The sequence below is a fragment of the Pseudomonas sp. CFBP 8771 genome (genome assembly GCF_014841695.1).
Lineage (GTDB): Bacteria > Pseudomonadota > Gammaproteobacteria > Pseudomonadales > Pseudomonadaceae > Aquipseudomonas > Aquipseudomonas baltica.
Genome location: NZ_JACYUJ010000002.1, coordinates 321,240 through 333,307 on the forward strand (window position 1 = coordinate 321,240; position 12,068 = coordinate 333,307).

Genomic DNA, 12,068 nt, shown 5'->3' on the forward strand with positions numbered 1-12,068 from the left:
TACATGCAATGACTGCTATTTCATCCAAGGTTTCTGAAACATCACTGGCACAACGCGCCCTGAATATCCGTCGTCATGCGCTGCGCATGGGCCAGGTTCAAGGTCAAGGCTACGTCGGTCAGGCATTGGGAGCGGCTGACTTGCTCGCTGTGGCCTACTTTCACGCATTGAACTACAAGCCCCACGACCCCGAATGGGAACAACGTGACCGCTTCTATCTCTCCATTGGCCACTATGCCATTGCGCTGTATGCGGCACTGATCGAAGCGGAAATCATCCCGTTGGACGAGCTCGAAACCTATGGCTCCGATGACAGCCGCCTGCCGATGTCCGGGATGGCAACCTACACCCCTGGCATGGAGATCACAGGCGGCTCGCTGGGCCAGGGTCTGGGCATTGCCGTTGGTGCGTGCCTGGGGCTCAAACGTAAAGGTTCTGACTCGTTCGTCTACAACCTGCTGTCCGACGGTGAGCTGAACGAAGGGTCGACCTGGGAAGCGGTGATGTCAGCCTCTCACTGGAAGCTCGATAATCTGATCGCCATTGTGGACGTAAACAACCAACAAGCGGATGGCCGCTCCAGCGAAGTTCTGGCGTTCGAACCCATCGTTGACCGTTGGCAGGCGTTCGGTTGGTTCACGCAGCGAGTGGATGGCAATGATCTGGACGCGTTGGTCGAGGCTTTCGATGCCGCACGCAGCCATTCGCAAGCTCAACCGCGAGTGATCATCTGCGATACCAAAATGGGTAGAGGCGTGCCGTTTCTGGAAACTCGGGAGAAGGCCCATTTCATTCGCGTGGATGAGCATGAGTGGAACCTGGCCTTGAACCACCTCGAAGAAGGAGACACTGTATGAACGACTTGAAGAACGACACTGCCCAGGCTCCAGTGGCCGCCAAGAAGAAACTCACCACCTCTGCAATGATTGCGTCGATCGCTTCTGAAGGTCAGGCAACCCGATCGGCCCCATTTGGCCACGCCCTGGCGGCCCTGGCTGCAGACCGGCCTGATATCGTTGGGCTCTCCGCCGACCTGGCCAAATACACCGATCTGCATATCTTCGCGCAGGCACATCCTGACCGGTTCTATCAGATGGGCATGGCTGAACAGCTACTGATGAGTGCCGCTGCAGGCATGGCGCGCGAGGGCTTTGTTCCCTTTGCCACTACCTATGCCGTGTTTGCCTCGCGCCGTGCCTATGATTTCATCTGCATGGCAATCGCTGAAGAGAACCTCAACGTCAAGATCGTCTGCGGGTTGCCAGGTTTAACGACCGGTTATGGCCCCAGCCATCAAGCCACCGACGATCTGGCCATCTTCCGCGCGATGCCGAACCTGATGATTGTCGACCCCTGCGATGCGCTTGAAATCGAGCAAGCCGTTCCCGCCATCGCCGCTCACAACGGCCCGGTGTACATGCGTTTGCTGCGCGGTAACGTTCCGCTGGTGCTGGATGAATATGGCTACACCTTCGAGATCGGAAAAGCCAAGACCCTGCGCACAGGCAATGACGTTCTGATCGTCTCGACCGGCTTGATGACCATGCGAGCCCTGGAGGCAGCCAAGGCGCTTCAAGCCGATGGTATTGATGTGGCGGTACTTCACGTACCCACCATCAAGCCGCTGGACGAACAAACCATTCTGGCGGAAGCTCGAAAGCCAGGCAGGCTGGTCGTGTCGGCAGAGAACCATTCGATCATCGGTGGTCTGGGTGAAGCAGTGGCGACTGTCCTGCTGCGCAATGGCGTGACGCCCGCATTCCGGCAAATTGCACTGCCCGACGCCTTTCTCGACGCTGGCGCTCTGCCTACACTGCACGACCGTTATGGCATTTCCACTCAAGCCGTATGCGCTCGGATCAAGAGCTGGCTTTGACTCATTTCTCGGGGGCTGTATGCCCCCGATTCAGAGAAGGAACAGCCTGATGGACACAGATAGGCTCCTTGATCCGTCCTATGAATTCTTCCTGACCGAGCCCTCCAGGCTGTGGACTCGAGAAACCCTTGCAAGCATCCGGGATGATATCCACAACGACTATCCCTCAGCCGACACGGCCCACGGTCAGCAACAATGGACTGAGAATGATGCCGACGGTCCACCTGTACGTTTGCGCATTCATCGACCAAGATCCGAAACGACCCAGAACCCACCATTGCCGGCCATCCTGTACATCCACGGGGGTGGCTTTGTTCTGGGTTGTCCGGAGATGGCGGACGGCTATCTGGCCGACCTTGCCGCCGATCTTCAGGTCGTCGTGGTTGCAGTCGACTATCGCCTGGCGCCAGAACATCCTTTTCCGGCGCCCCTCGAGGATTGCTACAGGGCACTGACCTGGATCTATCTCAACTCACTTTCTCAAGGGATAGACGAGCATAAAGTAGTCATCATGGGCCACAGCGCAGGGGGCGGGCTCGCTGCCGCTTTGGCGCTGTTGGCAAGAAACAGGGAGCAACGCAAGGCTGCAGGTCTGGTGATGATTTACCCCATGCTTGATCATCGAACGGGATCTGCATCATCGCTCATGAATAACCCGGCGACGGGCAGGCTGAGTTGGTCGCGAGCAGCGAATCATTTCTGTTGGCAGTGCATGCAAGGTGAATACGACGCCAATGATGAACGAGCGTATTTATTGTCTCCCTCGCTCGCTCCGCATCTTGAGGGCCTTCCACCAAGCTTCATCGGTGTTGGCGCGCTGGATCTGTTTTTGGAAGAAGACGTAGAGTTTGGTCTGAAATTGTCACGATCCGGCGTTCCGGTGGAGATGCACGTCTACCCCGGCGTACCTCATATGTTCGATCAGTACCCGGGGGCCGTTACAGAGCAAAGCAACAGCGATGTGAGGAGGGCACTCGGGAAGATGGTGCACGTTGCAGTGGCAAACTGAAGCATAGTCAGACGCCAATCTTCTCTAGTGCGCTGTCTACAGCTCCACCTTGATTTCGCAACCAGGGGCCAAGCGGCGGCCCCCTCGCGCCCCTTTGAGCGATCTGCGACCCCGGACAGCCACGCCCTGAAGCGGGACGAAGTGAAGATGATGGTGCAGGTCAATGGCAAGCTGCGTGGGGAAATTCTGATCCAGGCCGACGCCGACCATGACACGATACGTGCCCAGGCGCTGTCCCATGCGGTGTTAAGCAAACATCTGGAAGGGGCTGGAAGGATGATCGTAGTACCTAACCGGTTGGTGAACTTCATCGTCTGACTATTCAGGTGATCCGCTGGAAACAAGAAAACCGGCATTTCTCGCGGGATGCCGGTTTTTTCGTTCAGCCCTGAGTCGGGTAGCGAAGCAGATCAGTATTTTGATTTTTTCCACCCTCCCCGCTCAGCCTCTTATCCGCCGAACGCCTCTCGCCATACTCGTAGAACACTGCATCCGGCGTAACGACTCTCAGGCCATCTGCTTCGCCAGCTCATGGATATCATCAGCCAATGCACAGACGCCGATTCGCCCCCCCTACATCCTGCAAATCGAGCACGGTAACGTACGGTCAATCGCCAACTGGATATGATCGGGAACTTGCGCAGACCGGTATCCCTCTCCTGTAGGTGATTGCTCAGGAGTGATAAACCATGGAAACCTCGATTTTCTGGGCGGCATCCGCCGTGATCGTTCTGTTGCTGGACGCTTGGGTACTGACCAGTGTCTGGCGAAGCACCAAAAGCTCCGGCACGAAGCTGGGCTGGACGGTGCTGATCTTTGTACTGCCCCTTGTCGGACTCGCTATATGGGGCATCGCGGGGCCGCGAGGGGTTGCCATCCCGCCAACATCGGATAAACACAGCAAAGGCTGATGCCGATCCTACCCATCTGATACGCGTTGGCTGGCATGTATTTGATTCGCCATCCCCAGGCGTTTGGCTGAAGGCGTTCATATCGCCCAGCCAAGCGTGATCGCGGTCAGTGCCAGATAGCGGAACGCCTTGGCCAGTGTAACCACGACCAGAAAACGCCAGAGCGGCTCACGCATGACGCCAGCGATCATAGTGATGGGATCACCGATGATCGGCACCCAGCTGAACAAGAGCGCCCAGTATCCGTAGCGCAGGTAGGCATTCTGCGCTTTATCCAAGTGGCGCTCACTGATGGGAAACCAACGGCGGTGCCGAAAACGTTCGATAGAGCGGCCCAGGTACCAGTTCACGACAGAACCCAGCACGTTGCCCGCCGTGGCGATCAGTACGAGCAACACCGTTGCGTAGTGTTGCGAAACAAGCATGCCCACCAATGCTGCTTCGGATTGCAAAGGCAGAAGCGTGGCGGCACCGAACGCCACGACGAAAAGGCTTACATAGCTGGTCAGTTCGAACACCTTGTCATCTCGCGTGTGCAGGCCTGCTGCGGAGTGAACGTTTCAAACGCAGTTATCCGCAACAGCTCGCAGGTTTCAAGGGCTGATACCAGCTCTGCTGTACCGCATGGTGTGGAAACTGTCCCATTGGCACCAGCTATACAGATAAACAAGATGCAGATGTAGCGCATCGATCAGCACAGATTCGTTGCCCGGAACCTTGCAAAGCCCCCCGCCCAGTACCCTTCATTTCTCGATCAAACAGCCAGTTACGCCAACTCAATCAGAAAACCACCCAACATTGCGAAGAAATTTCTGACACTGACGTTGACGGTTCAGTTGCCTATCCAGCCTAGTAATACCCTCTTACTTGATAGGGACATCCATCATGATCATCCTGGTAGCCGGTATTCATGGCGTGGGAAAAACCTGGCATTGCGAGCATTACGGGCACCGTCGGGGCGTGTTGCACAGCAGCGCTTCGGGTTTGGTCAGGCAGGTGCTGGCCTGTGTGAAATGGAGCGATGATCGCTACGCGACCAATCGAGACCGCAACCGCCAGGCACTGGAACTGGCCGTGACCAGCATCGCCGCCAGTGGCAAGTCGATGCTGCTGGAAGGAAACGTGGCGTTGATGGGTAAGCGCCCACGTTCGTCGGGCACCGATCTGACGGCGTTCGAGCGGCTTTCCCTGGGGGCGATTCTATTGCTGGAGAGCGATCCGTGGACGGTGTTGAAGCGCTTGCCGGCCAGCCACGCTTCGCCGACCGAAGTCGAGGTGTTCCAGCATCAGGAGCGTGACAGCGCGCGAGCGGTGGCGCGGCATCTGGACATTCCGCTGATGCTGCTGCGCGACTGCAGTGATCACACCTTTTGCCAGACCCTGGACGCATGGCTAAAGCGCGGCCAGCCCATCTCCATTGATACAGCCAGACGCCATCCACCTGGATTTCATCGCCAATACCGCTGAGAAGCATTGCCGCTACGAGATGCCGCTCGTCGCCTCGACGGCACCTTGCGCGCAAGAGGCTGGCCCAATGCTTGTACCCCCCATTCACTGCGGAGATGCACCATGATGATTAGCAAAAAGCTTGCCTCGCTGGCTCTGGCCGGTCTTCTGTCGGCTTCGTCGTTCGCGGCGATGGCGGCGTCCAACGACAGCAACCCCACGGCTACGCCAGAAGCGCCATCGGGCAAGCAGGTCATTCCAGGCACTGACAAGTCACCCGACAATGGCAACGCCACTGGCATAGACGGCAAGACCGGTTCGATGAGCCAGGGCGCAGATGCCGGCACCACCGACGGTGGCCCTACCCCGATGGGCGCGACCAAAGGCGAAGGCAGCTCGGGCAACAGCGGCGGCAACGGCAGCGGCGCTGGCAAATAAGCCCACCGCACCTTCTGCAGCGGCGCGAATTCCGTCCTTCAAATTGCCAAGCGCAATTGCAAGGTCAACCGGATTCGCGCCGTTGGCGTTTCTGCAGGTCAGTAACCGTTGCGTCGAAGAACCTCGATAACCGATTCAGCGGCAGGACGCTTGTAGAACTTCAGCAGCTCGCTGGTACGGTTGGTGAAGATGCCATCCACGCCTGCGTCACTGACCTTCTTGAAATCGACTGGTTCGTCCACGGTATACACGTGCACCAGAAGGCCTTTGTCATGAACCAGCGTGTTCATCCACGGCTGAACCAGGTCCATGTAGCTCTGCTCTCCCCCCTCGGTCAACGCCGCCGAAGGCCCGGTAGCCACCGCGCCGTTGGCTTTGGCGATGTCCAGCCAGCGCTCGAACTCGGCATGGTCGCGGGGCCGTTGCTGGGCGTAGTAAGCCGCTTTGTCCTTCATGCCGGACGCTGCGAACGTCACCTTGGATTCGGGCTCGATGCTGCCCTCGCCTACCCATAGCAGCAATACCTTGGGCACCTGCGGCATTTCCTTGGCCAGCAGCTCCAGGCTGCCTTTTTCGAACGTCTGCAACACGACCCGGTGCTGACCGTCGAGCCAGCCACGCTGCTCGAGTTTGGCCTTGAGGTCACGCTCGATACCAGGAAACTGCTGCGGCACCTTGGTTTCGATGTACACCCCAGGCGTGTGCGTACCGCCTTGCGCCACATCGAGTACCTCATCGAGGGTGAGAATCTTCAAGCCTTTGTAACTGTCACGGGCGCGCTCGGGGTGCGCTGCGTTGAACCAGCTGCCGGCATCCAGGGTTTTCAGCTCCGCCAGGGTAAAGTCGCTGGCCGGCTTGTCCTTGCGCTCGGGAAATTTGCTGGCGATGTCGGTGGTGCGCAGCAAGGTATCGTCGTGCAGTGCGATCAGTTGCCCGTCACGAGTGCGCTGCACATCGAGTTCCAGATAGTCGGCGCCCAGGTCACGGGCCAGCAGGTAGGCCGGCAGTGTCGATTCCGGCGCATCGAACGAAGCACCTCGATGGGCAATGACCGCAGGGTGCGGAATGTTGGCGGCATGAGCCAACTGATCGGGGGTTTGCCCCTGGGCCGAGGCAGCTGCGCCCATGGCAGCAGTGAGGCAGAGCGTCTTGTACAGGTGTGCCAACATGTGTAGTCCTTCCACGGATGATCGAAAACGGCGCGGTTTGATGCCGGTGAACCGACCCAGCATAGACGGCGTCGGATGACAGGACATGGCGTGATAGAGTCGCGCCCTTGCCCAAGACACGAGTAGAACGAATCATCACCATGGCACATGACACCTTCGACGCCCACCTCGACGATTGGCAAACCCTGCATAGCCGTCAGCCTGCACAAAGCCTGTTGCTGGGCAACGGCGGCAGCCGCGCCGTGTGGCGCAGCTTCGCCTACGACGGGTTGTTCGAGCGCGCGCAAAAGGTGCGCAACAAACCCTTGAGCCTGACCGACCTGGCCTTGTTCAAATCGCTGCAGACCCACAGCTTCGAGCAGGTGCTGGCAGTCCTCAACAGTACCGTTCGGGTCAATGCCGCCCTGGCGATCAGTTCCACCGCCCCGCTCAATCGCTACTATGCGATCAAGGAAGCGTTGATCCATGCGGTGCGCAGCGTGCACATTCCCTTTCGCCTGCTCGATGAACAGCGCCTGGCCGCGCTCAACCTTGCACTGCGCGCGTTCGACACGGTGTACAGCAGCAACTACGACCTGCTCTGCCCCTGGGCCGTGCAGCACGACCCGCAGGGATTTGCCGAGCTGATGGACGTGGATACCGGTTTCGACATTCGCCACACCGCCTCCACAGGCTGCCGCATGCTGTACCTGCATGGCGGTCTGCACCTGATCAAGAACAGCGACGGCACGACCCGGCAACGCACCGCCGAGGGCGAAGCCTTGCTCGACGGGTTTGCGATCAACACGCCTGGCGATGTGCCGTTGCTGGTCAACGAAGGCCCCAGTGCGCAGAAGCTGCGCACCATCCGTGATTCGGACTACCTGAGCTGGTGCCACGGCGAGTTGAGCCGGCAAGACGGCACTGTGTGCATCTTCGGCCACAACCTGGACAGCGACGATGCGCACATCCTTCAGGCGCTGCGCCTGGCGCCTGCGCAGACTTTTTATGTGTCGATCTTCCCGCTCAGCGATGCCTGGATCATCAGCCAGAAACAGCGCTTCGAAGAGTTGTTCGCCGGCTGCGGCAAGGCGCTGTATTTCTTCGACGCGACCAGCCATGGCCTGGGCAGTGCGCAATTGAACGTGGCCGTTCCTGCGGTATTGAAGAAGCGTCGTTGAAGACTCGAGCGCAACCAGGCGCTCACCACAGCGATATCAGACCTTTCTGCAGCGCCAGCAGCACGGCCACGCTGCGCGAGCCCACGGCGAACTTGCGGCGAATGTTGGCGAAATGGAAATTCACCGTGGCCTCGGAGCAGGCCAGTATGCGCGAGATTTCCCACGAGGATTTGCCCCTGCCACTCCAGACGAGCACTTCCTGCTCGCGCGGCGTCAGCTTGATGTCGAGCGTCACTGCGAACTCCAACCCTTGACTTGAGCCTCATGGTGGCGCTCGTCAGGGGTGGGTCACAATGCCGGCGACTTGTAGTCCCGATGCCTCACAGCGCCTGGCCCAGCAGACCGTCTTCCTGCAGCAGGGTCTGCAGACGCTGCTCGCGAATGCCGTAGAAGGCTTTCAGTTCCTCGATCTTCGCCAGCGCTTCGGCGGACGGGCCGGACGTGTCGCGCTTGACCGCCAGAATCATCTTGTTCTTGTTGGTGTGCTCCAGGGAAATGAACTCGAACACCTTGGTCTCGTAGCCACAGGCGTCCAGCAGCAGGGCGCGCAAACTGTCGGTGACCATCTCGGCCTGCTGGCCCAGATGCAGGCCATATTGCAGCATGGGCTTGAGCAAGCCTGGGCTCTGGATCTGCAGGCGGATTTCCTTGTGACAGCACGGCGAGCACATGATGATCGCCGCGCCACAGCGAATGCCGGTGTGAATGGCGTAGTCGGTGGCGATGTCGCAGGCATGCAGGGCGATCATCACGTCGATCTCGCTGGGCACCACCGAACGCACGTCACCGCACTCGAACACCAGCCCCGGATGTTCCAAGGATGCGGCGGCGGTATTGCACAACTCGACCATGTCCGGACGCAGTTCGACGCCGGTGACCTGAGCCTGACGCTGCAGCGAGTTGGCCACATAGTCATGGATGGCGAACGTCAGGTAACCCTTGCCCGAGCCGAAATCGGCGACCCGCACGGGCGCGTCTGTCCTGGCCAGCACGGACGAGGCGAAGGCGTGGGAAAACACCTCGATGAACTTGTTGATCTGTTTCCACTTGCGCGACATCGCCGGGATCAACTGCTGCTGCTTGTCGGTGACACCCAGGTCATGCAGAAACGGCCGGCTCAGCTCCAGATAACGCTTCTTCTCCCGATCGTGACCCAATTCCGGCGCGGCCCGCTCCTGCTGTTGCTTGTTGCGGTGCAGGCTGGCCTTGTTCTTCTTGCTGAATTCGAGCTGCAACTCGTCGGTCAAGGTCAGCAGGTGCGCGTTCTTGAAGGTGTCGGGCAAGGCGTCGGCAATGAATTGCTGGCCATCGGTCAGGCTGAAGTTCTTGGTGATGTCGCGCGTCTTGTAGCGATACACGAACGACAGGCAAGGCTCGCCCTTGATGGTCGCCAACTTGACGATCAGCCGCTGCAGGTCCGGTTCCTGGCCGACATGGCGAGCCAGCACCACTTTGATGAAAGCGTTCTGCGCCAGGCTGGTGTCGAGCAGGGCAAGGAATTCGGCGCGGGGGTCGGTGACGGACATGGCGAAACGGATCTCGGGTCTATTCAGGCAGGCATTTTAGTGGCTGTGAATGGACTTGGGGGATTTGATTCGACGCTGCTTGCGCGGATGCATTTGTATCAATCCCGGCACCCGACTGGATTGACGAGCGCCGATACGTTAAAACACCTCCGGCAAACTATAAAAACACTGTCACCCGTAATCGGCTGCGGCATCCCTGCGGTAGGCCAGAGAGAAGAACTCAATGAACAAGCTGTGTCTGCTGGGTGTCGTCGTTGGCCTGGCCTTGCAAACCGCGTATGCCGATAGCCCTTCCCTAGGTCCGCAGAACAAGGATGCATTCGTTGCCGACCTGCTCGCACGCATGACCCTGGACGAGAAGATCGGCCAGTTGCGCCTGATCGCCATCGGTGGGGAAATGACTCACCAGCGCATCGAGGCCGAGATCGCCGCAGGGCGCATCGGCGGCACTTTCAATTCGGTTACTCGCGCCGACAACAGGCCCATGCAGGATGCCGCGCAGCGCAGTCGCCTGAAGATTCCCATGTTCTTCGCCTACGACGTGATCCACGGTCACCGGACGCAGTTTCCGATCAGCCTGGGCCTGGCCGCGAGCTGGGACATGGAAGCCATTGCCTTGAGTGCCAGAACCTCGACCGCCGAAGCGGCGGCCGACGGTATCGACATGACCTTCGGGCCGATGGTCGACATCTCTCGCGATCCGCGCTGGGGCCGCATCAGCGAGGGGTTTGGCGAAGACACCCACCTGGTGTCGAAAATTGCCCGGGTGATGGTGGAAAACATACAGGGCCCCAGCCCGGCCAACCCGGACCGAATGATGGCCAGCGCCAAGCACTTCGCCTTGTACGGCGCGATCGAGGGCGGGCGCGACTACAACACCGTCGACATGAGCCCGCAACGGATGTTCCAGGACTACCTGCCGCCTTATCGCGCCACGGTCGATGCTGGCGCAGGTGGCATGATGGTCGCCCTGAACTCCATCAACGGTGTGCCGGCGACCTCCAATACCTGGCTGATGCAGGATGTGCTGCGCAAGCAATGGGGGTTCAAGGGCGTCACCATCAGTGACCACGGTGCAATTCATGAATTGATAAAGCATGGCGTGGCCAGCGACGACCGTGAGGGGGCCAAGCTGGCCATCAAGGCCGGCATCGACATGAGCATGAACGACCAGGCGTACGGCGAACATCTGCCGGGGCTGCTCAAGAGCGGCCAGATCAGCCAGGCCGACATCGATAACGCGGTGCGCGAGGTGCTTGGCGCCAAATACGACATGGGCCTGTTCGCCAACCCGTACCTGCGCATCGGCAAGGCCCAGGACGACCCGGCCGACGTCAACGCGGAAAGCCGCCTGCATCGCGCCGAAGCGCGTGATGTCGCGCGCAGGACGCTGGTGTTGCTGAAAAACCAGAAGCAGACGCTGCCGCTGAAAAAAGACGCGCGCATTGCCCTCATCGGCCCCCTCGCCGACGCGCCGGACGACATGCTCGGCAGCTGGTCGGCAGCCGGCGTCGCGACGCAATCGGTGACGTTGCTCAACGGATTGCGCAATGCCGTGGCCGACCCCGCCAAGGTCACTTATGCCAAGGGGGCGAATCTCACCGATGACCGTGCGACGCTGGACTTCATCGCCCACTTCAACCCCGAGCACGTGAAGCAGGCCATCGACCCACGCTCCGGCCAGGCCTTGATCGACGAGGCGTTGGCAGCGGCACGCGATGCCGACGTGATCGTGGCCGCGGTGGGCGAATGGCGCGGCATGACCCATGAATCGGCCAGCCGTGTTGCCCTCGACCTGCCGCGTACCCAGCAAGCCTTGATCACTGCACTGCGCGCCACGGGCAAACCGCTGGTTCTGGTGCTGATGAACGGCCGCCCGCTGACCATTGGCGAACAACAGCGCCAGGCAGATGCGGTGCTGGAAACCTGGTACAGCGGCACCGAAGGGGGCAATGCCATTGCCGACGTGTTGTTCGGCGACTACAACCCGTCCGGCAAACTGCCGGTCACCTTCCCGCGCTCGGTCGGCCAGGTGCCGCTGTACTACAGCCACTTGAGCATCGGCCGACCGTTCACGCCGGGGCATCCGGGCAACTACAGCTCGCAGTATTTCGACAGCGAGCAGGGCCCGCTGTACCCCTTCGGCTACGGCTTGAGCTACACCGACTTCAGCCTGTCGGACGTCAGCCTGTCGAGCAAGCGCCTGAGCCGCGACGGCAAGGTGACGGCCAGCATCAACGTGCGCAACGTCGGCAAGGTCGCCGGCGAGACCGTGGTTCAGCTGTATCTGCGTGATGTCGCTGCTTCGATGGCTCGACCGGTCAAAGAGCTCAAGCATTTCCGCAAGGTGATGCTCAAGCCGGGCGAAAGCCAGACCCTGACATTCGATATCGTCGAGGGTGATCTGAAGTTCTATAACCAGCAACTGGTGCGGGCCGCCGAGGCCGGGCAGTTCACCGTGATGATCGGGCTGGACTCCGAGGACGTCAAAGAGGCCACCTTCGAGTTGTTGTAGGTCGGCAACGGCTCGATA

General features: G+C 59.8%; 13 protein-coding genes. 9 read left to right on the forward strand and 4 right to left on the reverse strand.

Annotated elements, in window-relative coordinates; genetic code table 11:
• Nucleotides 1–8 precede the first annotated feature (8 nt).
• From IFT80_RS06035 to IFT80_RS06055, 5 genes are all read left to right on the forward strand, one after another.
• Nucleotides 9–857: a transketolase gene (locus tag IFT80_RS06035; RefSeq protein ID WP_122479385.1), complete on the forward strand. Its 849-nt coding sequence runs from the start codon at nucleotides 9–11 to the stop codon at nucleotides 855–857.
• Complete coding sequence (locus tag IFT80_RS06040) at nucleotides 854–1,876, forward strand: transketolase family protein (RefSeq protein ID WP_122479386.1); 1,023 nt, start codon at nucleotides 854–856, stop codon at nucleotides 1,874–1,876. The genes IFT80_RS06035 and IFT80_RS06040 overlap by 4 nt, the downstream gene beginning before the upstream one ends.
• A gap of 49 nt (nucleotides 1,877–1,925) precedes the next feature.
• On the forward strand, nucleotides 1,926–2,885 hold the full coding sequence (locus IFT80_RS06045; protein ID WP_192136977.1) for an alpha/beta hydrolase: 960 nt from the start codon (nucleotides 1,926–1,928) through the stop codon (nucleotides 2,883–2,885).
• Between the two features lie 147 nt (nucleotides 2,886–3,032).
• Nucleotides 3,033–3,203 carry a hypothetical protein gene (locus tag IFT80_RS06050; protein ID WP_244652332.1) on the forward strand — a complete coding sequence of 57 codons (171 nt, stop codon included), beginning with the start codon at nucleotides 3,033–3,035 and terminating at the stop codon, nucleotides 3,201–3,203.
• A gap of 371 nt (nucleotides 3,204–3,574) precedes the next feature.
• Nucleotides 3,575–3,796 carry a PLDc N-terminal domain-containing protein gene (locus IFT80_RS06055; protein WP_122479387.1) on the forward strand — a complete coding sequence of 74 codons (222 nt, stop codon included), beginning with the start codon at nucleotides 3,575–3,577 and terminating at the stop codon, nucleotides 3,794–3,796.
• Nucleotides 3,797–3,873: 77 nt separating this feature from the next.
• Here the strand turns inward: IFT80_RS06055 and IFT80_RS06060 are convergent, their stop codons facing one another.
• The gene (locus IFT80_RS06060; protein ID WP_192136978.1) at nucleotides 3,874–4,314 is read right to left on the reverse strand and encodes a VTT domain-containing protein; all 441 of its coding nucleotides are present in this window, start codon (nucleotides 4,312–4,314) and stop codon (nucleotides 3,874–3,876) included.
• A 367-nt stretch (nucleotides 4,315–4,681) separates the two neighbouring features.
• Between IFT80_RS06060 and IFT80_RS06065 the strand changes: the two genes are divergently transcribed.
• Both IFT80_RS06065 and IFT80_RS06070 read left to right on the forward strand, forming a co-directional pair.
• On the forward strand, nucleotides 4,682–5,263 hold the full coding sequence (locus tag IFT80_RS06065) for a hypothetical protein (RefSeq protein WP_192136979.1): 582 nt from the start codon (nucleotides 4,682–4,684) through the stop codon (nucleotides 5,261–5,263).
• A gap of 102 nt (nucleotides 5,264–5,365) precedes the next feature.
• Entirely contained in the window at nucleotides 5,366–5,680 is a 315-nt protein-coding gene (locus IFT80_RS06070; RefSeq protein WP_192136980.1) for a hypothetical protein, read from the forward strand.
• 98 nt (nucleotides 5,681–5,778) lie between these two features.
• Here IFT80_RS06070 and IFT80_RS06075 read toward each other — a convergent pair whose 3' ends face one another.
• Nucleotides 5,779–6,849: a glycerophosphodiester phosphodiesterase gene (locus IFT80_RS06075; RefSeq protein WP_192136981.1), complete on the reverse strand. Its 1,071-nt coding sequence runs from the start codon at nucleotides 6,847–6,849 to the stop codon at nucleotides 5,779–5,781.
• Nucleotides 6,850–6,989: 140 nt separating this feature from the next.
• On the opposite strand from IFT80_RS06075, the gene IFT80_RS06080 reads away from it, so the two are divergent.
• Nucleotides 6,990–8,009 carry a DUF4917 family protein gene (locus IFT80_RS06080; RefSeq protein ID WP_192136982.1) on the forward strand — a complete coding sequence of 340 codons (1,020 nt, stop codon included), beginning with the start codon at nucleotides 6,990–6,992 and terminating at the stop codon, nucleotides 8,007–8,009.
• A 22-nt stretch (nucleotides 8,010–8,031) separates the two neighbouring features.
• On the opposite strand, the gene IFT80_RS21715 is transcribed toward IFT80_RS06080, so the two are convergent.
• Nucleotides 8,032–8,244, reverse strand: a complete 213-nt coding sequence (locus tag IFT80_RS21715) for a response regulator transcription factor (RefSeq protein ID WP_342214176.1) — start codon at nucleotides 8,242–8,244, stop codon at nucleotides 8,032–8,034.
• Between the two features lie 85 nt (nucleotides 8,245–8,329).
• The gene (locus IFT80_RS06090) at nucleotides 8,330–9,535 is read right to left on the reverse strand and encodes a class I SAM-dependent methyltransferase (protein WP_192136983.1); all 1,206 of its coding nucleotides are present in this window, start codon (nucleotides 9,533–9,535) and stop codon (nucleotides 8,330–8,332) included.
• Nucleotides 9,536–9,758: 223 nt separating this feature from the next.
• Here IFT80_RS06090 and bglX point away from each other — a divergent pair, with 223 nt between their 5' ends.
• A complete protein-coding gene (bglX, locus tag IFT80_RS06095; RefSeq protein ID WP_192136984.1) occupies nucleotides 9,759–12,050 on the forward strand; it encodes a beta-glucosidase BglX in 2,292 nt (763 codons plus the stop codon).
• Nucleotides 12,051–12,068: the final 18 nt, after the last annotated feature.